Raw genomic sequence first — 18,112 nt, 5'->3', positions numbered from 1 at the left:
GTCTTCACGCAGCGCGCCTGTGCCGGGATCGCCGCATCACCGCAGGAGTGTGCTGTTGAGTCTTTCCCCGAACCAGGCCATCGGCTTCGGCCCTTATCGGATCTACACCGGGCAGCGACTGGTCATGGAAGGCGACCAGCCGCTGCGTCTGGGCCGGCGTGCCATGGATATTCTGTTGATGCTGCTGGCACATGCCGGTGAAGTGGTGAGCAAACAGCAGTTGCTCGCCGGCGTGTGGCCGGACAGCGTCGTCGAAGACATCAATTTGCGGGTACACATGGCTGCCCTGCGCAAAGCATTGGGCGACGGTCAGGCCGGCCAGCGCTTTATCGTCACCGTGGCCCAGCGCGGTTACAGTTTCGTTGCGCCGCTGACGGTACAGGCCAGCGAACAACGCCTGCGCGAAGCGGCTCCGGGGCGGCACAATCTGCCGTTGCGCCACACCCGGATGATCGGCCGCCAGCCGCTGGTCGACAGCCTGATGCAGCAGCTGCCGTCGCAGCGTTGCATCACTCTGGTCGGGCCGGGCGGGATCGGCAAGACCACCGTCGCGCTGCGTGTCGCCGAACAACTGATCGGACGCTATCGCGACGGCGTCCGCCTGCTGGATCTGGCGCCGCTCAACGACCCGACGCTGATCGCCTCGCAACTGGCGACCCTGCTCAATCTGTCAGTGCACGACGGCCAGCCGCTGGCAGCAGTGCTCAACGCTTTGCGCGAGCGGCAGATGCTGCTGGTGATCGACAACTGCGAGCACCTGATCGATGCCGTGGCGCTGCTCGCCGAAAGCATCCTGCGCGGCGCACCGCAAGTGCACATTCTGGCCACCAGCCGTGAAAGCCTGCGCGCTGAAGGCGAGTTCGTGCAGCGTCTGGATTCACTCGACTGCCCGCCGGCGACAAGCGATCTCGATCGCGAACAGGCGATGGCGTTTGCCGCGCTGCAACTGTTCGTCGAACGGGCCATGGTCGCCCACGAACACTTTGAATTGAGCGACGCCGAGTTGCCGCTGGCCATTGAAATCTGCCGGCGCCTGGACGGTATTCCGCTGGCCCTGGAACTGGCGGCAGCGCAGGTCGAAAGCCTCGGCCTGAGCGGTTTGCTGCAGCAGTGGCAGGATCATCTGCATCCACTGGCGGCAGGCAACCACCAGCGCCATGCACGGCACCAGACGTTGCATGCCACGCTGGACTGGAGTTTCAACCTGCTCACCCCCTGCGAGCAGACCTGCCTGCGCCGCCTCGGGGCGTTTCGCGGCAGCTTCAGCCTGGCCTCGGCCGCAGCGGTGATCGTCGGGCAGCACATCGAGCCCACCCAGGTACTCGCGGCGATCACGCAACTGGTGGCCAAATCACTGCTCAATGTGGATGTCGGCGATGAACAAGTGTTCTATCGCCTGCTCGACACCACGCGCCATTACGCGCTGGCAAAACTTGAACACAGCGGTGAACGCGAAACCCTGCGCGAACGCCACGCCGAGCGCTATCTGACGTTGATGGAACAGGCGCAAGCCGACTGGGAGCACACGCCAACCACGCAATGGATCGAGCGCTATGCCCGAGCGCTGGAGGATCTGCGCGCCGCCCTCGACTGGAGTTTGCAGGGTGCCGGCTCGCGTTCACTCGGAATCCGTCTGACGGCGACGTCGGCCGCGTTGTGGCAGGAGCTGTCATTACTCAAGGAATATGGCGCGCATGTACGCCAGGCGCTGACCTTGCTCGCAGCTGCCGAACAACCTTGCCCACCTCTGGAAATCGCCCTGCAACTGGCGCTCGGCAGCGCCTGCTACCACACCTGGGGCGGTTCGCCGGAGACCATCGCAGCGTTCACTCAAGCCAACGCGCTGGCGCAACAGCACCGCGACGTCGCCGGGCAATTGCGCGCGATATCCGGACACCTGGCGGTCAACCTCAGTTGCGGCCATTACCAGGCAGCACTGCAGCAAAGCGCACACTTCGACAGCCTCGGTGACCACGACGATCCTCTGCTGTCGTTGAGTACTCACCGCCTGCGTGTCCTGGCCCTGCACTTTGCCGGCGACCAACCGCAAGCCCGGATCAGCGCCGAGCAAGTGATCCAGCGCATGGCCCACAGCGGCTATCGCAACCGGTTCACCCACGGCTTCGGCGTGCAGTACGACCAGAGCGTGGCGTCGCTGACCATTCTCGCCCGGGTGCTATGGCTGCAAGGGTTTCCCGAACAGGCGTGGCGCACCGCGCGACAGGCGCTGGACATCGCCGTGCAGATCAACCACGGCACCTCGATCTGTTACACCCTGGCCTTGGCCAGTTGCCTGATCGCGCACTACAACGGCGATCCCAAGACCGCACGAGCGCTGTTGCAACTGCTGCTGGAGCAGGCGCAGAAGCATTCGGTGCTGCTGTTCTACAACTGGGGGCGGCACTATGCGCAGGTTATCGATGAGCGTCTGGCCGAGCCCGACGCCCCTGCGCAAAGCGGCCTGATCAAGGAGCTGATGGTCACACTCGATGCACGCTACATCGATGCCGCCTTGCTGGAGCGCGCACGCAGTGGCGCGGCGGGCTGGAGCACGGCGGAGGTGTTACGGGCCGAAGCCGAGCGGTTATTGGCTGATGAGTCGGGTTGTCCGCAGGGAGGCCTTCGCGAGCAGGCTCGCTCCCACAAGCGCCCGCCGGCTTGCGAAAGCGATCACCCAGGCACCGCCTGCACCGTCGACCAGGCAGAAAAACTTCTGCAAGACGCCCTCGCCATCGCCCGGTCCCAGGGCGCCCTGGCCTGGGAACTGCGCAGTGCAACGTCCCTGGCACAGCTGTGGCAGCGCCAATCACGTGACCGCGAAGCACTGGACTTGCTGACCCCGATCTACCAACGCTTCAGCGAAGGTTACGCCACCCCGGACCTGCGTAAGGTGCGCTTACTGCTCGACACGCTGCGCGCCCGGCACGACTGAGCCGGATCGACTCTGTCCGTGGTACCGGGCATGGCGGTGCACGATGTCGCTCAGTTCAGAACTGGTTTCGAGCTGCTCACGCACATAACAGCGAATGGTGTTAAGCATCCGGTAGCACACCGGGTCTGCGCCCCGCTCCACCGTCAGCCATGACTTGGCGGCCAGACGCTCGATCATCGCCTTCAGGTGCGCACCGTCAATCACCTGCAACGCCGCCGCCTCGGTAAAAGCCGCTTTGAACACCGACAGGCGCTGCAATACCCGTTGCTCGCTGGCCTTCAGGTCCTGATAGCTCCAGTCCAGCGCGGCGCTCATCGACTGGAGCCGCGCTACCGCGGTGCGTCGACCATGACTGAGCAGGCGCAGACCGTTATCCAGTTGTGTCTGCAGCCCCACCAGCGCCAGTGAATCGATCTGCGCCGCCGCCAGTTCGATGGCCAGCGGCAAACCGTCGAGCCGACGACAGATGTCACACACGGTGGGCAGATCCTGCTCGCGCAGGCGGAAATCATGCTGACGGGCGCGAGCGCGGCTGACCAGCAATTGCACCGCCGAATAGCCCATGAGTTCTTCAACACTGTCCACTGCCAACGCTTTGGGAAAACTCAATGGCGCAACCGGTTGCAGGGTCTCGAGATGGGCGTGCAACGGTTCGCGACTGGTGACCAGCAGCGCCAGCCGGGGCGCAGCCAGTTGCAATCGCTCGACCAGCGCCCGGCCCGGTTCGCGACGACGATCAGCATTGTCCAGCACCAGCAAGGCATGACGTGACACTAACGCCTCGAACGAGGTGTCGAGGGTGTGCAGCAGGTGGTCGAGCAACGATGGAGCGTCATTGGCAAGGGACAGATCGACGTACCAGACGCCATCGCGATAATGCTGTAGCAGCAACTCGGCCACGCGCAGCGCCACCGTGGATTTGCCGATCCCGGCCGGGCCTGTCAGCGTCATCAACCGGCACAGCGGCATTTGTCGCACCAGGCTGCCGACCAGCGAATCGCGGCCGATGACCGGAGTCAAGCGAGCGGGTAAATTATGCTGCGGGGCTTGCAGGGTTTCGAACACCACTTGCGCAACGCTTTGAGCGTGCACCGGGGCAATGAAGCAGTAGCCGCATTGCGGCACGTTGACGATGTAGCGCTGACCATTCTCGCCATCACCCAACGCCCGACGCAACGCGGCGATGTGCACCCGCAGGTTGATCTCCTCGACCACGCTGTCTGGCCACACCCAGGCGATCAACTGCTCTTTGCGCACCACCCGACCGGCGCGTTCGACCAGCATCTGCAGAATGTCCAGGGCGCGGCCGCCCATGCGCAACTGCCGGTCACCGTCGAGGACCAGCCGTTGGCGCAGATGAAACGCGTAGGGCCCAAAATACAGGACCGATGCAGCGGGCAAATCTTCGTGGCTGTGCATGCCGTTTTCCAGTGCCAGCGGTCGTGAGCATCATGCCTCCGGCCTCCGGCGCCTCTCCCTTCCAAGCGTTGCAGTTATCTTGGCAGGCGCAGGTGACGGCACAACCTCCGTGCGGGGCGCAGCACGGACATCCGGATGCACCGGACGGACACAACCGCTCTAGCTGAACTGTTTGCGGTATTGCGCCGGGGTCAGGCCGAGCTTTTCAGCGAACAGCAGACGCATGTGGCGCACGCTGCCGAAACCGCTTTTATAAGCCACGGTCTTCAAGGGCAGCTCGGTGGTTTCCAGAAGATTACGCGCGCAATCGATACGGGCGTTCTGTAAAAACGCCATCGGCGTCATGTCCACATCCCGCGCGAACACTCGCGCAAAGTGCCGGGTGCTCATGTTCGCCAGACCGGCCATGCGCTCGACCGTAAACGCCTCGTCGAGGTGTTCCAGCACGTGGTTCTGCACGCGGGTAATGGCGGTTTCCTGCGGGGCCACCGCCGCCATCAACGGGCTGAACTGCGCTTGCCCGCCCTGACGCTTCATCACCACCAGCAGAACCTTGGCCACGTCCTGGGCGACTTTTTTCCCGTGATCCTGCGCGACCACCGCCAATGCCAGATCGATACCGGCGGTCACGCCTCCCGAGGTGATCAGATTGCGGTCTTCGGTGTAGATCTGATCAGTCTCCACCTGCGCCTTGGGGAAGGCCTTGATCAGCCGTTCGGTGTAGTTCCAGTGGGTGGTCACGCGATAGCCATCGAGCAGACCGGCATGGCCCAGCACAAAGGCCCCGGTGCAGATCGAACCATAGCGGCCAGCCTGCCCCGCCGCCCGTTGCAGCCAGGCGAGCAATGGCGGGTGCCTTTCGCTGTAGGCCCCCGGGCCGCCCGGTACCAGCAGCAGGTCACAGGCCGGGATCGGGTCGTCGATATGGCGGTCGGTTTGTACTTGCACGCCATTGGAGGCGCGGAGCATCCCGCGCTCGGTGCCCAGGGTGATCAACTGGTAATGATCGTCGGCCTTCAAGTAGCGGTTGGCGACCGAAAACACCTCCATGGGACCGGCCATGTCGAGCAGTAAAAATTCGGGAAACAGCACCATTGCCACGGTTTTCATGGGTGAACATCACTGAAATCAAGGAAAAGTAGCCAGAGCTCGCATTATGGCCAAGTGCGTGGCGAGCAGCGAAAAGAATGCGTGATCGAGTACGCAAAACTGTCAACCTGAAAGGGACAGTATTTCAATTTCCATCTACTTATTGCACAGAGCGGTTAACAGTAACCTTCTCCTCACTCGGACGAATCAACGTCCCGCCAGGAGATTTCATCATGCTGACTCTGCGCAAAGCTTCCGACCGCGGCCTCGCCAATCATGGCTGGCTGAAGTCCTTCCACACCTTTTCCTTCGCCAGCTACCGCGACCCGCGTGAGCAGGGTTTTTCCGACCTGCTGGTGATCAACGACGACCGCGTGGCGGCCGGCAAGGGCTTCGGCCAGCACCCGCACCGCGACATGGAGATCTTTTCCTACGTGCTGGAAGGCGCGCTGGAACACAAGGACACCCTCGGCACCGGCTCGGTGATTCGACCCGGTGACGTGCAACTGATGAGTGCCGGCAGCGGCGTGGCCCACAGCGAGTTCAACCATTCGGCCACCCGGCCTGTGCACTTTCTGCAAATCTGGATCGTGCCGGAAGTGGCCGGGGCAAAACCGCGCTACCAGCAGGAGCACTTCAGCGCGCAGAAGAAACGCGGTCGCCTGCAACTGATCATCTCGCCAGACGGCGCTGATGGCTCACTGAAAGTACGTCAGGACGCACGGGTCTTCGCCGGCCTGTTCGACGGCAAGGAAAGCGCGACACTGGTACTGCCGGCCAACCGTTATGCCTACGTGCATGTGGCGCGTGGCAGCGTTGAACTCAACGGCGTGCAGTTGCAGGAAGGCGATGGTGTGCGGGTGCGTGAAGACCAGGCCCTGACCTTGGGCAATGGCGTGGATGCCGAGGTGCTGGTGTTTGATCTGCGGCCGCAGGAGTTGCCGCAAATGCCATGAGGCAGGGGTTTGTCGCCTGCAAAAACGGCCTTCGTTTGAAGGCCGTTTTTTATTGTGGCGGTAAAGGCGTTGGCAGCATCGACGGTTTTGGTGCGTGAACGTCCTTGCCTGCTTGAACTGCGGCGAGGGTGGTTTGTATGGCGACATACATGTTGGCTTGATTGGCGTAATAAGCACCGACGACGATGGCGACTATCCCCAGTAACTGGACGGCCGTTGCAGCCCAGACATTGGCTTTGACGGTCGCCCCTTGCCTTGCTGCGTCCTGCGCGCCGTCGGCAATCCTGCGCATTTCTTGCGTAATCAGGTCGTAGCGTTTGTCTCGCTCTACCTGAACAGATAAAAACCCGTCGATTTTCATTGATACCGCGTCCAGCCGAGCATCCATTCGTGTCTCGATGGTCTCGATCCTGGCATTGAATTCTTCGCGACGGATGGCGCCCATGACTTGCGTTCCCTGGCCTTTACTCGTTGTGTCACTGCTTTGAAAGTGACTGAATTCCCTGGCTTCCAATTCGACACCTTTATCGGGCTACCGATACCGTCCGTGGTATGTCACGCCAGTGCAAGCGTGCTGCCTCGCACCAGCCTTTGAAACGATAGCCCTCGGTCCTTCGGCCTACAAGCCAGCGGTTTCTGCTATCGGCGTAGGCCGTTTCGTCAGGTTCTGTGAGTTCGCAGATGCCAGTGTGCGCTACTCATTTTCCGAGGCAAACACCTCGACGATCTGTTCAATCACCGCCCTCACCCGTGCGGTGTGGCGCAGATCCGCATGGGTCACCAGCCACACTTCATAGGGCTGCGGCCGGGTACGCTGCGGCCAGAGCCTGACCAGCCCGTCGCGCTCGCCCATGTACAGCGGGATTTCTCCTACACCAATGCCCGCCGCAATCGAGCGCCGTATCAGCAGGCTGGAGCCGAGACTGGCGACAATACGCCCGCGACTGATCGGCTCGCCCACCAGCGTCAGGTCTTTGTGGCTCTGCAGGTACGGTTGATAGACCACCAGATCATGCCCCGCGAACGCACTGCCCTGCTCGGGTACCCCGTGGGCATCAATGTAAGCCTGCGTGGCGAACAGCCCGGTGGGCCAGCGAGCGATGCGTCGGGCGATCAGGCCCGGATTGTCCGGCCGGGCATTGCGCACGGCGATGTCCGCTTCGCGCTTGGCCAGGCTGAGCATCTGCGTGGAGGCATCCAGTTGCACGCGCACGTCCGGATGCTGTGCGTGCAAACGGGCGATGGCCGGGATCAGGAAGTCGATGGCCAGCGAATCGGTGGTGCTGACCCGCACCGTGCCGGTCAGGCGATCATCCAGGCCCTCGATCTGGCGCTCGAGTTCAAGCGCAGAATGCTCCATTTTCTCGACAGACCTGAGTGCTGCTTCACCCACCGCAGTCAGTGCATAACCGTCGGAGGTACGCAGGAACAACGTCGCGCTCAGGGACTTTTCCAGCGCGGTGATCCGCCGTCCGACCGTTGCCTGGTCCACGCCAAGCACCCGCGCCGCGCCCCGCAGCGTCGACTCGCGGCAGACCGCGAGAAACACCCGTGCGTCATCCCAATTCATCGCTTCTCCTGTTGATGCAGATTTGCATCACTGTGCCGCCAAATCGCTGCGCGAAAGCAGCAACAATAGCCGATATTCTCGCCACTGTTCTCAAGCCTGAAGGGCTTTTGAAGGGAATCATTGCCAACCACTTGAACTCCCACCTACAGACCCCCTACGCAACAGGACCGGATATGACACTGCCCAGCGAAATGACCCGCATCGAAATCACTCAACCCGGTGGACCAGATGTCTTGCAACCCAAGCGTGTGCCGCTACCCGTCGCTGCTGCCGGCGAAGTGCTGATCCGCGTGCATGCCGCCGGGATCAACCGGCCGGACGCGTTGCAACGTGCTGGCAAGTACCCGATGAAACCCGGCATGAACCCGATTCCCGGTCTGGAAGTGGCTGGCGAAGTCGTGGCGCTGGGGGACGGTGTCAGTGAGTTTGCCGTGGGTGACAAAGTCTGTGCGTTGACCAACGGTGGCGGTTACGCCGAATACTGCACGGTGCCCGCCGGGCAAACCCTGCCGATCCCCGAGGGGCTGGATTGGGTGCAGGCCGCCGCCATCCCGGAAACGTTCTTTACCGTGTGGGCCAACCTGTTCGGCCTCGGCGGCGCCCAGCGTGGTCAGCGGGTGCTGATTCACGGTGGCACCAGTGGCATCGGAACGACCGCGCTGATGCTCTGCCGTGAGTTCGGCATCGAAGCCTTCGCCACCGCCGGCAGCGCGGACAAATGCGCGGCGATCAGCGAACTGGGTGGGCAGCCGATCAATTATCGCGAGCAGGATTTCGCTGCCGTCATCGCGGAAAAAACCGCCGGCAAAGGCGTTAACGCGATTCTCGACATCATGGGCGCCTCGTACCTCAACGCTAATGTCAGCGCGTTGGCGATGGATGGCCGGCTGGTGATGCTGGGCTTTCTCGGTGGTGGCAAGGCCAACGACATCGACTTGCTGGCGATCATGGCCAAGCGTGCGGTGATCACCGGTTCGCTGCTGCGTGCGCGCACCTCTGAGGAAAAGGCCGAAATCGCCGACCACCTGCGCCAATACGTCTGGCCGGTGCTGGCCGCCGGGCGCTGCCTGCCGATCATCGACAAGGTCTATTCGCTGCACGATGCGGCACGGGCGCACGCGCACATGGAAAGCGGTGATCACATCGGCAAAATCGTTCTGCGGGTCGATTGAACCGCAGCATTTTGTAATTGTTGCGGGCACACGGCGGTCGAAAAAGCCACGCGCAGACCACGGGTTCTGGTAAAAAGCCTTCTTCGTCTGCGCTGTGGTGAACCGTTAAATGTTCCTTTCCTTCATGACTCGTTTGCGTCGCCGTCGTCTGGCGTTTGCCTGCATGGCTACGCTGATCATTGGCGTGCCGACGAGTTGTGCCGTCCTCGAACACACCGAGCGCAAACTGCTGTTTCGCATCGAACCGGGCACGGCCGGCTGGTACCACGGTTTGCCGGGCAGCGTGCAGGAACTCGACTTGCAGCCCAGGAGTTTCAAGGCCGGGCAGAATATTCATGCCTGGTGGTGGCCGGCGGAACGGCCGAACGCCCCGGCAATCCTCTATCTGCACGGCGTGCGCTGGAACCTCACCGGGCAGTTGTTCCGCATCGAGCAATTGCGCGCGGCAGGCTACTCGGTACTGGCCATCGACTACCGTGGTTTCGGCCAGAGCAAGGGTGATCTGCCCTCTGAAAGCAGCGTGTACGAAGACGCCCGCGTGGCATGGGAGCGCTTCAAACTGCTGCAGCCCGACCCGAGCAAACGACTGATCTACGGCCACTCCCTGGGAGGCGCCGTGGCCATCGATCTGGCGGCCGAACTCGGCCAGGACGCCGCACGCGACCATACACCGCTGCCAGTCAAGGGCCTGGTGATCGAATCGACGTTTACCTCCCTCGCCGACGTAGCGGCTGCTGTGGCCAACACCTCGTTACCGGTGCGCTGGCTGCTGTCGCAGAAGTTCGACTCGATCGACAAGATCGCCGAGATTCACATGCCATTACTCGTCGTACACGGCATGGCCGACGCGTTCGTGCCGCCACGCTTCAGCGAGCAACTGTTCAACGCCGCTCAACAGCCCAAGCGATTGCTGCTGGTACCGGGTGCCACCCACAACAACAGCATGGCGCTGGGCGGGCAGAATTACCTCAAGGCGATCGATGCGCTGATCCAGTCCAAACCTGCGCCCCATGTGGCCGGTCCGGCATTGGCACGTAGCGCACAGGACTCCTAGCGATAGCCACGGGCCTGCAGATCGAACAGTTTGGCGTAGTGTCCGTTGGCCGCGATCAGCCATTCGTGATCGCCCTGCTCCAGTATTCGACCGGCCGCCAGCACGATGATCTGATCGGCGTTGCGCACACTGGAAAAACGGTGGGAGATCAGCAAGGTCATGCGATTTTCGGTGTGCTGGCTGAAGTGCTCGAACACCGCCGCTTCCGCAGCCGGATCCAGAGCCGAAGTCGGTTCGTCGAGGATCAGGATGTCTGCATCGCGGCGCATGTAGGCCCGGGACAGGGCAATCTTCTGCCATTGCCCACCGGACAACTCCTGACCACCGGCAAACCAGCGACCCAACTGTGTGGCGTAACCGCGGTCGAGCCCTTCAATGAACGGTGCGGCCATGCCTTCGATCGCCGCAGCCTTCCAGCGTGGCTCTTCATTGAACGCTGAAGTATCACCGACGCCGATGTTCTCCCCCACGCTGAACTGGTAGCGAATGTAGTCCTGGAAAATCACGCCGATACGCCGGCGCAACGTGGTCTCTTCCCAATCCTGCAAGTCACTGCCATCGAGCAGGATACGTCCTTGATCGGGCCGATACAGGCGAGTCAGCAGTTTGATCATGGTGGTCTTGCCTGAGCCGTTCTCCCCTACCAGCGCCAGGCTCTTGCCCGGCACTAGATGCAGGTCGATGCCTTCCAGCGCCGCACGGTTGGCTCCCGGATAACGGAAACCGACGTTTTCAAAGCGCAGGCCATCGCCCGGCTGCGCGCCGACAGTGAGATGACCGGAAGCGGCCAGCACCGGTTCGGCCAGATACTCGTAAAGGTTCGACAGGTACAAACCGTCTTCATACAAGCCGCTGATCGCGCTCAAGCTACTGCTGACCGCGCTTTGCCCCTGCTTGAACAGCACCAGGTACATGGTCATCTGGCCCAGACTGATATTGCCATGCACCGCGTCGATCACCACCCAGGCATAAGCCAGATAGAAAGCCCCGGTGCCGAGCAATCCAAGACCGAAACCCCAGCCATCGCGACGCAAGGTCAGGCGCCGGTCTTCAGCGTAGAGCCTGGCGAAGGTGTCCCGGTAGCGTTGCAGCAGCAACGGCGCGAAACCGAACAGTTTGACCTCTTTGATATAGGCCTCATGGGACAGCAAGGTTTCGATATAGCTTTGCTGCCGGCTCTCTGGCGCACGGCGGGTGAACAGGCGGAAAGCGTCGCCGGAAAAGTGTGCCTCGGCGAAGAATACCGGTAACGCACCGACCACCAGCAGCACCAGTGCCCACGGCGAAAAATGCACCAGCAACACACCGAAGCTGATCAGCATGATCAGGTTCTGGATCAACCCCAGCGACTTCATCACCAGCGCCAGCGGCCGGGTCGAGGCCTCACGGCGCACGCGGACCAGTTTGTCGTAGAACTCGGAGTTCTCGAACTGCACCAGTGACAGGGTCTGCGCCTTTTCCAGAATCAGCGTGTTGACCTTCTGTCCCAATTGCACCCGCAACAGCGACTGCTGGACCGACAACGCCCGTTGCGTACCGGACAACAGCGCCAACACTCCCGCTTCCATCAACACATAACGCAACACCGGCCACAGCGGCGCATCGCCGTGCTGTGCGTGTAACTGCATCGCCGTCACCACCGCATCGACAATGCGCTGACCCAGCCATGCGGCCAGCGCCGGCAGTACACCGGCAATCAATGTCGCCAGCACCAAGCCCAGAAACAACCCGCGAGATGTCGCCCAGACCAGCAACAAGGCGCGCCGGGCCTGATCGAACAAAGCGTGGAAGCGGGAAATCAAAGGCATGGATCAGTGAACTCGACAACTGATAGAGCCTGCCATGGTACTCCGCAGGTGTGATCCGTGCTGAAACCGGGCCTTTTCATGAGAAAAACATCTGGAAAAACTCTGCCCATTCCGGCGTCCAATGCTCTGCTATGTTTTAACCGCCTTTCGCGGAACCTGGCGAAAATCGCCTCACTCCGCGCCTACTGCCAGGACCACCACCATGAGAATCAATCCCTACCTGATCTTCAACGGCGACTGCCGCGAGGCCTTCACCTTCTACGAGCAAGCCTTGCAAGGAAAACTCGAAGCGATGATGACCTTCGGCGAAACACCTGCCGCCGAACACGTACCGACAGAGCATCACCACCTGGTCATACACACTTGCCTGAAAGTCGGCGACCAGATGATCATGGCCTCAGACACCACGCCAGACCGGCCAACCGGGGGCATGAGCGGTTGCTCGATCTCCCTCAACGTCGACAGCATTGCCGAAGCCGAGCGGGTGTTCAATGCGCTGGCCAAGGACGGTCGCGTCGACATGCCGCTGGAAACCACGTTCTGGGCCGCCCGTTTCGGCATGCTGGTGGACCGCTTTGGCGTGTCGTGGATGGTCAATTGCGAGAGCAACAAGTGACGCTGACGTTTCGGCAGGCATGAAAAAGCCCAACCTCTTCGGGTTGGGCTTTTGATTTATCGCTGGGCCAGTTCATGCCGTACGCATTGTTCGTAATAGGTCTGCTTGACCGCCGCTGGCTTGAGCTTTGACGTGCTGTTGTAGGTCTGCTCGGTAATCCCCATCGCCGTCATGCGCATCCACGGCTGCTGGAACTTGCGCACCTGCAATTGCTTGCGCGCGCCATACAGGGAAATCCCCGACAGCTTCGACTGCTGGGCACCGGCAGCGATGTCTGAACCCCAGGTACAGGCAAACCGATGACTCTTGCTCAACTCTTTTGCCTGGGCTCCCATGGCAAATGCAGCCAGGGAAAGCGTTGCAACGGTTATGACAATCGTCCGCATATAGCCAACCTAACCTTTTGAAAAAAGGCGAGTTTGCCCGGTCTCGGGAAACCTGGGGGCCAGCAATTTGCCGCCTGGTTTCATTGCCTACCGCTCGTCCAACGAACAGCACCTTGGCCCTGCCCGCACCTCCAATGCGGTACATCCCTCGTACGGAAGGCCTGGAAATGAACAAGAAGATTGCGACCCTGGTACTGGCAAGCCTGATGTTGACGGCCTCGGGTCTCTCACTGGCAACCGATAAGGCAGGATCCGCCGCGCCGCCTACCGCCATTCCGGGCGTCAATCAATCCAGCAGCAAGCCTGAATCCAATGAAGAAAAGGCCAACAAGAAAGGTGAAGAAGCCTCTGGTTCGAACTCCGGCGCCGCATCGAAAGAAACCGAGAAAGACGCGGCGACCTCCAGCGACTCGGAAGACATTCAGAGCAAGCCAAAACAATAGTCTCTGGATTGAACGCTTGTGAACGCCGATCATGCTGGAGAAGTTTTCAATTTCCTGCAGATGAACCGAATGCCCAAAAGACCAGCACAAACCTCAGCCGCGACCACCGCCGCAGACATCGAACGCTCGATCCAGGCGCTTAACAAAATGGCGGAACGCCTTTGGGGCGATGGCCGAGAAGCTGAGGCAAAGGCACTTCTCGATGCACTGGACGCTTTGAACCGGGCACTGGACCGGATCAGGATCGGTGAGAGTCGCAGGGTTCTGCATTGAGTCCTGCCTGCGCGTAGCGACTTCTTAGCCGCCGCGTAAAACTCACGCGCATGAAAAAGGCCAATGTCGTAAACATTGGCCTAAGTCATTGAGAAATATGGTCGGGACGGAGTGATTCGAACACTCGACCCCTAGCACCCCATGCTAGTGCGCTACCGGACTGCGCTACGCCCCGACTGGTTTGAAATCTGCCCTTCGTCTCGAAGAGCGCTCAAGAATATATCGCAAGCTTTTGAAAACTGGAAGTATTTAAAAGCCGCTTTTTATTTCTTGAGCACCACCAGTACATCTTCAAGCTCGGCAATCATCTGGCGGATCATTTGCTTGTATTGGGTGGTGTCGTCTTTGGCTTCATCGCCGGACAAACGCAGGCGCGCGCCGCCGATGGTGAACCCCTGATCGTAAAGGAGCGCGCGGATCTGCCGGATCATCAGCACGTCCTGGCGCTGATAATACCGGCGGTTTCCGCGGCGTTTGACGGGGTTGAGTTGAGGAAACTCCTGCTCCCAGTAGCGCAGCACGTGTGGTTTTACCGCACACAGCTCGCTGACTTCACCAATGGTGAAGTAGCGTTTGCCCGGGATGACGGGTAGTTCGTCGTTATGACTTGGTTCCAGCATAAGCCTCAACTCGGGCCTTCAACTTCTGCCCTGGACGAAAGGTGACCACACGGCGAGCCGTGATCGGGATTTCTTCCCCCGTTTTCGGGTTGCGGCCAGGCCGCTGGCGTTTGTCCCGAAGGTCGAAATTGCCGAAACCCGACAATTTGACCTGCTCGTTGTCCTCAAGAGCGTGCCTGATTTCCTCGAAAAACAGTTCAACCAATTCCTTGGCTTCCCGCTTGTTCAGGCCCAGCTCTTCATACAGACGTTCCGCCATCTCAGCTTTCGTCAAAGCCCCCATACGTCACTTCCTTAACGTGGCGTTCAACCTTTGTTCGAGCGAGGTGAGGATATTTTGCGTCGTCGAATTCACCTCATCGTCATTAAGAGTGCGCGATGGATGCTGCCAGGTCAAGCCAACTGCAAGGCTTTTTCTATCAGGATCAATACCTTTACCCTGATACACGTCAAACAGCCTGAGATCCGTGAGCCATTCGCCTGCATTTTCACGGATTACGTCCAACACCGCCGAGGCCGCGACGTCTTTGTGCGCAATCAGTGCAAGGTCACGACGTACTTCAGGAAAGCGCGACAACTCGTGGAATTTCGGCATTTTACCGAGTGCTACTTCAGCCAGAACCAACTCGAAAACGAAGACCGGACGATCCAGCCCCAAGGCTTTGGACAATTCCGGGTGGATCGCGCCGATAAAGCCGACTTCACGACCTTCGCGTTCGATGCGCGCGGTTTGACCCGGGTGCAGCGCCGGGTGTTTGCCCGGGGCGAAAGTGAAGGTATCCAGTGCACCAGCGAAGCCCAGCACCGCTTCAACATCAGCCTTGACGTCGAAGAAATCGACGGTGTCGCGACCTTGCGCCCAGCCTTCCGGCAGACGGCTGCCGCAAACCACACCGGACAGCATCGGCTCTTGCTTAAGGCCTTCCAACTGACCGACGAAGCGCAGACCGCTCTCGAACAGGCGCACGCGATCCTGTTGACGGTTCAGGTTGTGCTGCAGCGCCTTGACCAGACCCGGCCACAGCGAGGAACGCATGGCAGCCATGTCATTGGAGATCGGGTTGGCCAGCAACAGCGGCTCGACACCTGGATTGAACAGCTCGAACTGCTTCGGATCAATGAAGCTGTAAGTGATCGCTTCCTGGTAACCACGAGCCACCAGCAGACGACGCAGTTCAGGCAGATCGCTACGTGCTTCAGCCTTGGCTTGTGGCGCCAGACGCGCTTGTGGGTAACGAACCGGCAGGCGGTTGTAGCCGTACAGACGCGCCAGTTCTTCGATCAGATCGACTTCCAGGCTGATGTCGAAGCGGTGGCTTGGTACTTCTACGCGCCACTGCCCGGCTCCGTCAGCGGAAATGTTCAGACCCAAGCCGCTGAGCAGACGCTCGACCTGCGCCGAATCCATTTCCATACCCAGCATCTGGGTGATGCGCTGCGCACGCAGGGTGATCGGCGCGACCGACGGCAGGTGCTGCTCGCTGACGGTCTCGATGATCGGGCCGGCTTCGCCACCCGTGATTTCCAGCAGCAGGCCAGTGGCGCGCTCCATGGCTTCACGGGACAGTTGCCAGTCCACGCCGCGCTCGTAGCGGTGTGATGCGTCGGTGTGCAGGCCGTAGGAACGGGCTTTGCCAGCGACAGCGATCTGGTCGAAGAATGCGCTTTCCAGGAACACGTCGCGAGTGGTCGCGGACACGCCGCTGTGCTCGCCACCCATCACGCCGGCAATCGCCAGAGCGCGAGTATGGTCGGCAATCACCAGCGTATCGCTACGCAGGCTGACTTCCTGACCGTCGAGCAGTACCAGCTTCTCGCCCTCTTCCGCCATGCGTACGCGGATGCCGCCATTGATTTCGGCGAGATCGAAGGCGTGCAGCGGCTGGCCAAGTTCAAGCATCACGTAGTTGGTGATGTCGACGGCAGCGTCGATGCTGCGCACGTCGGCGCGACGCAGACGCTCAACCATCCACAGCGGAGTCGGTTTGGACAGGTCAACGTTACGAATAACACGGCCCAAGTAACGCGGGCATGCCGCTGGAGCCAGCACTTCTACCGAACGCACTTCATCGTGCACGGCAGGAATGGCCATGACCACCGGACGCGTGACCGGAGCGGCATACAGCGCGCCGACTTCACGGGCCAGACCGGCCAGGGACAGGCAGTCGCCGCGGTTCGGGGTCAGGTCGACCTCGATGATGGCGTCTTCCAGATCCAGGTACACACGGAAATCTTCGCCCACCGGCGCATCGACCGGCAGTTCCATCAGACCGTCGTTGCCCTCACCAACCTGCAACTCGGCTTGCGAGCAGAGCATGCCGTTGGACTCAACGCCACGCAGCTTGGCCTTCTTGATCTTGAAGTCGCCCGGCAACTCGGCACCGATCATGGCAAACGGAATCTTCAGGCCCGGACGCACGTTTGGCGCACCGCACACGACCTGGAAGGTTTCCGCGCCATTGCTCACCTGGCAAACGCGCAATTTGTCGGCATCAGGGTGTTGCTCGGTGCTCAGCACCTCACCCACCACCACGCCGCTGAATACACCGGCGGCCGGCGTAACGCTATCGACCTCAAGACCGGCCATCGACAGACGAGCAACCAGCTCGTCGCGATTTACCTGCGGGCTAACCCAGCCACGCAGCCATTGTTCACTGAATTTCATCCTGCTCTCCTAAGAATTCGTTACGACTAGCGAAATTGCGCGAGGAACCGCAAGTCGTTGTCGAAGAACAGACGCAAGTCGTTCACGCCGTAACGGAGCATGGCCAGACGCTCGACGCCCATGCCGAAGGCAAAGCCGGAGAACTCTTCCGGATCAATGCCGGACATGCGCAGCACATTCGGGTGCACCATGCCGCAGCCCATCACTTCCAGCCAGCCGGTCTGCTTGCAGACGCGGCAGCCTTTACCGCTGCACATCACGCATTCCATGTCGACTTCAGCGGATGGCTCGGTGAACGGGAAGTACGAAGGACGGAAACGAACAGCCAGCTCTTTCTCGAAGAACACCCGCAGGAACTCTTCGATGGTGCCTTTGAGATCGGCAAAATTGATGTCGCGATCAACCAGCAGGCCTTCGACCTGGTGGAACATCGGCGAGTGGGTAATATCGGAGTCGCTGCGATACACGCGGCCTGGGCAGACGATGCGGATCGGCGGCTGTTTCGATTCCATGGTGCGGACCTGTACCGGCGAGGTATGAGTGCGCAGCAGCATGTTTGCATTGAAGTAGAAGGTGTCATGCATCGACCGGGCCGGGTGGTGGCCTGGGATGTTGAGCGCTTCAAAGTTGTGATAGTCGTCTTCGACCTCAGGGCCTTCGGCGATGCCGTAGCCAATGCGGGTGAAGAACTGTTCGACACGTTCCAGAGTCCGGGTAACCGGATGCAGACCACCGGAGGTCTGGCCACGGCCCGGCAACGTCACATCAATGGATTCGGCAGACAGTTTGGCAGCCAGTTCGGCTTCTTCAAACAGCGCCATGCGCGCATTGAGAACGCCTGTGACACGTTCCTTGGCAACGTTGATGAGCGCGCCGACTTGCGGACGCTCTTCTGCCGGCAAATTCCCCAGGGTCTTCATCACCTGAGTCAATTCACCCTTTTTGCCAAGGTATTGAACCCGGATTTGCTCCAGGGCATTGATATCTTCAGCGCTTTGCACAGCCTCTAGTGCTTGAGAGACCAGCGCATCCAGGTTTTCCATGTACAGACTCCAGATACAAAATAGGGGAAGAGCTTGAAGGCTCTTCCCCTATTTATGACGTTTAAC

17 protein-coding genes and 1 tRNA gene are annotated in these 18,112 nt (G+C 60.6%); 7 read left to right on the top strand and 11 right to left on the bottom strand.

Annotated elements, in window-relative coordinates; all coding sequences use genetic code 11:
- Positions 1-55 precede the first annotated feature (55 nt).
- Complete coding sequence (locus U862_RS0115565) at positions 56-2,932, top strand: winged helix-turn-helix domain-containing protein (protein ID WP_025111231.1); 2,877 nt, start codon at positions 56-58, stop codon at positions 2,930-2,932.
- Here U862_RS0115565 and U862_RS0115560 read toward each other — a convergent pair.
- Together U862_RS0115560 and U862_RS0115555 are read right to left on the bottom strand one after the other, a co-directional pair.
- On the bottom strand, positions 2,897-4,351 hold the full coding sequence (locus U862_RS0115560; RefSeq protein ID WP_025111230.1) for a winged helix-turn-helix domain-containing protein: 1,455 nt from the start codon (positions 4,349-4,351) through the stop codon (positions 2,897-2,899). The genes U862_RS0115565 and U862_RS0115560 overlap by 36 nt on opposite strands.
- Positions 4,352-4,510: 159 nt before the next feature.
- Entirely contained in the window at positions 4,511-5,461 is a 951-nt protein-coding gene (locus U862_RS0115555; RefSeq protein ID WP_025111229.1) for a GlxA family transcriptional regulator, read from the bottom strand.
- Between the two features lie 212 nt (positions 5,462-5,673).
- Between U862_RS0115555 and U862_RS0115550 the strand changes: the two genes are divergently transcribed.
- Positions 5,674-6,396, top strand: coding sequence for a pirin family protein (locus U862_RS0115550; protein WP_025111228.1), 723 nt, complete (start codon positions 5,674-5,676; stop codon positions 6,394-6,396).
- A 49-nt stretch (positions 6,397-6,445) separates the two neighbouring features.
- Here the strand turns inward: U862_RS0115550 and U862_RS0115545 are convergent, their stop codons facing one another.
- Positions 6,446-6,841: a hypothetical protein gene (locus tag U862_RS0115545; protein WP_025111227.1), complete on the bottom strand. Its 396-nt coding sequence runs from the start codon at positions 6,839-6,841 to the stop codon at positions 6,446-6,448.
- 249 nt (positions 6,842-7,090) lie between these two features.
- Positions 7,091-7,966, bottom strand: a complete 876-nt coding sequence (locus U862_RS0115540) for a LysR family transcriptional regulator (RefSeq protein ID WP_025111226.1) — start codon at positions 7,964-7,966, stop codon at positions 7,091-7,093.
- Positions 7,967-8,139: 173 nt separating this feature from the next.
- On the opposite strand from U862_RS0115540, the gene U862_RS0115535 reads away from it, so the two are divergent.
- Together U862_RS0115535 and U862_RS0115530 are read left to right on the top strand one after the other, a co-directional pair.
- Positions 8,140-9,138 carry an NAD(P)H-quinone oxidoreductase gene (locus U862_RS0115535; RefSeq protein WP_025111225.1) on the top strand — a complete coding sequence of 333 codons (999 nt, stop codon included), beginning with the start codon at positions 8,140-8,142 and terminating at the stop codon, positions 9,136-9,138.
- A gap of 109 nt (positions 9,139-9,247) precedes the next feature.
- On the top strand, positions 9,248-10,192 hold the full coding sequence (locus U862_RS0115530; protein ID WP_025111224.1) for an alpha/beta hydrolase: 945 nt from the start codon (positions 9,248-9,250) through the stop codon (positions 10,190-10,192).
- Here U862_RS0115530 and U862_RS0115525 read toward each other — a convergent pair.
- Complete coding sequence (locus U862_RS0115525; RefSeq protein ID WP_025111223.1) at positions 10,189-12,000, bottom strand: ABC transporter ATP-binding protein; 1,812 nt, start codon at positions 11,998-12,000, stop codon at positions 10,189-10,191. The two genes, U862_RS0115530 and U862_RS0115525, sit on opposite strands and share 4 nt — an antisense overlap.
- A 202-nt stretch (positions 12,001-12,202) precedes the next feature.
- On the opposite strand from U862_RS0115525, the gene U862_RS0115520 reads away from it, so the two are divergent.
- Positions 12,203-12,616 carry a VOC family protein gene (locus tag U862_RS0115520; protein WP_025111222.1) on the top strand — a complete coding sequence of 138 codons (414 nt, stop codon included), beginning with the start codon at positions 12,203-12,205 and terminating at the stop codon, positions 12,614-12,616.
- 56 nt (positions 12,617-12,672) lie between these two features.
- On the opposite strand, the gene U862_RS0115515 is transcribed toward U862_RS0115520, so the two are convergent.
- Positions 12,673-13,002: a hypothetical protein gene (locus U862_RS0115515; protein WP_025111221.1), complete on the bottom strand. Its 330-nt coding sequence runs from the start codon at positions 13,000-13,002 to the stop codon at positions 12,673-12,675.
- 167 nt (positions 13,003-13,169) lie between these two features.
- On the opposite strand from U862_RS0115515, the gene U862_RS0115510 reads away from it, so the two are divergent.
- Both U862_RS0115510 and U862_RS0115505 read left to right on the top strand, forming a co-directional pair.
- The gene (locus U862_RS0115510; RefSeq protein WP_025111220.1) at positions 13,170-13,445 is read left to right on the top strand and encodes a hypothetical protein; all 276 of its coding nucleotides are present in this window, start codon (positions 13,170-13,172) and stop codon (positions 13,443-13,445) included.
- A 69-nt stretch (positions 13,446-13,514) separates the two neighbouring features.
- Positions 13,515-13,718, top strand: coding sequence for a hypothetical protein (locus U862_RS0115505; protein WP_025111219.1), 204 nt, complete (start codon positions 13,515-13,517; stop codon positions 13,716-13,718).
- A 98-nt stretch (positions 13,719-13,816) separates the two neighbouring features.
- Here U862_RS0115505 and U862_RS0115500 read toward each other — a convergent pair.
- From U862_RS0115500 to pheS, 5 genes are all read right to left on the bottom strand, one after another.
- A tRNA-Pro gene (locus U862_RS0115500) sits at positions 13,817-13,893 on the bottom strand.
- A gap of 88 nt (positions 13,894-13,981) precedes the next feature.
- On the bottom strand, positions 13,982-14,338 hold the full coding sequence (locus U862_RS0115495) for a MerR family transcriptional regulator (RefSeq protein ID WP_003179985.1): 357 nt from the start codon (positions 14,336-14,338) through the stop codon (positions 13,982-13,984).
- Entirely contained in the window at positions 14,319-14,621 is a 303-nt protein-coding gene (ihfA, locus tag U862_RS0115490; RefSeq protein WP_002553164.1) for an integration host factor subunit alpha, read from the bottom strand. Before ihfA ends, U862_RS0115495 begins: the two co-directional genes overlap by 20 nt.
- 3 nt (positions 14,622-14,624) lie before the next feature.
- Positions 14,625-17,003 carry a phenylalanine--tRNA ligase subunit beta gene (gene pheT / locus U862_RS0115485; RefSeq protein ID WP_025111218.1) on the bottom strand — a complete coding sequence of 793 codons (2,379 nt, stop codon included), beginning with the start codon at positions 17,001-17,003 and terminating at the stop codon, positions 14,625-14,627.
- 26 nt (positions 17,004-17,029) lie between these two features.
- On the bottom strand, positions 17,030-18,046 hold the full coding sequence (gene pheS, locus U862_RS0115480; protein ID WP_003226365.1) for a phenylalanine--tRNA ligase subunit alpha: 1,017 nt from the start codon (positions 18,044-18,046) through the stop codon (positions 17,030-17,032).
- Positions 18,047-18,112: the final 66 nt, after the last annotated feature.

The sequence above is a fragment of the Pseudomonas sp. H1h genome (genome assembly GCF_000633255.1).
Taxonomy (GTDB): domain Bacteria; phylum Pseudomonadota; class Gammaproteobacteria; order Pseudomonadales; family Pseudomonadaceae; genus Aquipseudomonas.
Note: the sequence above shows the minus strand (reverse complement) of the source record. Positions and strands in the feature narration are given on the sequence as shown.

What these genes read in the sequence shown, in the direction of transcription:
- U862_RS0115560 (WP_025111230.1), bottom strand. Translation starts at nt 4,351, where the DNA reads ATGCACAGCCACGAAGATTTGCCCGCTGCATCGGTCCTGTATTTTGGG.
- U862_RS0115555 (WP_025111229.1), bottom strand. Translation starts at nt 5,461, where the DNA reads ATGAAAACCGTGGCAATGGTGCTGTTTCCCGAATTTTTACTGCTCGAC.
- U862_RS0115550 (WP_025111228.1), top strand. Translation starts at nt 5,674, where the DNA reads ATGCTGACTCTGCGCAAAGCTTCCGACCGCGGCCTCGCCAATCATGGC.
- U862_RS0115545 (WP_025111227.1), bottom strand. Translation starts at nt 6,841, where the DNA reads ATGGGCGCCATCCGTCGCGAAGAATTCAATGCCAGGATCGAGACCATC.
- U862_RS0115540 (WP_025111226.1), bottom strand. Translation starts at nt 7,966, where the DNA reads ATGAATTGGGATGACGCACGGGTGTTTCTCGCGGTCTGCCGCGAGTCG.
- U862_RS0115535 (WP_025111225.1), top strand. Translation starts at nt 8,140, where the DNA reads ATGACACTGCCCAGCGAAATGACCCGCATCGAAATCACTCAACCCGGT.
- U862_RS0115530 (WP_025111224.1), top strand. Translation starts at nt 9,248, where the DNA reads ATGTTCCTTTCCTTCATGACTCGTTTGCGTCGCCGTCGTCTGGCGTTT.
- U862_RS0115525 (WP_025111223.1), bottom strand. Translation starts at nt 12,000, where the DNA reads ATGCCTTTGATTTCCCGCTTCCACGCTTTGTTCGATCAGGCCCGGCGC.
- U862_RS0115520 (WP_025111222.1), top strand. Translation starts at nt 12,203, where the DNA reads ATGAGAATCAATCCCTACCTGATCTTCAACGGCGACTGCCGCGAGGCC.
- U862_RS0115515 (WP_025111221.1), bottom strand. Translation starts at nt 13,002, where the DNA reads ATGCGGACGATTGTCATAACCGTTGCAACGCTTTCCCTGGCTGCATTT.
- U862_RS0115510 (WP_025111220.1), top strand. Translation starts at nt 13,170, where the DNA reads ATGAACAAGAAGATTGCGACCCTGGTACTGGCAAGCCTGATGTTGACG.
- U862_RS0115505 (WP_025111219.1), top strand. Translation starts at nt 13,515, where the DNA reads ATGCCCAAAAGACCAGCACAAACCTCAGCCGCGACCACCGCCGCAGAC.
- U862_RS0115495 (WP_003179985.1), bottom strand. Translation starts at nt 14,338, where the DNA reads ATGCTGGAACCAAGTCATAACGACGAACTACCCGTCATCCCGGGCAAA.
- ihfA (WP_002553164.1), bottom strand. Translation starts at nt 14,621, where the DNA reads ATGGGGGCTTTGACGAAAGCTGAGATGGCGGAACGTCTGTATGAAGAG.
- pheT (WP_025111218.1), bottom strand. Translation starts at nt 17,003, where the DNA reads ATGAAATTCAGTGAACAATGGCTGCGTGGCTGGGTTAGCCCGCAGGTA.
- pheS (WP_003226365.1), bottom strand. Translation starts at nt 18,046, where the DNA reads ATGGAAAACCTGGATGCGCTGGTCTCTCAAGCACTAGAGGCTGTGCAA.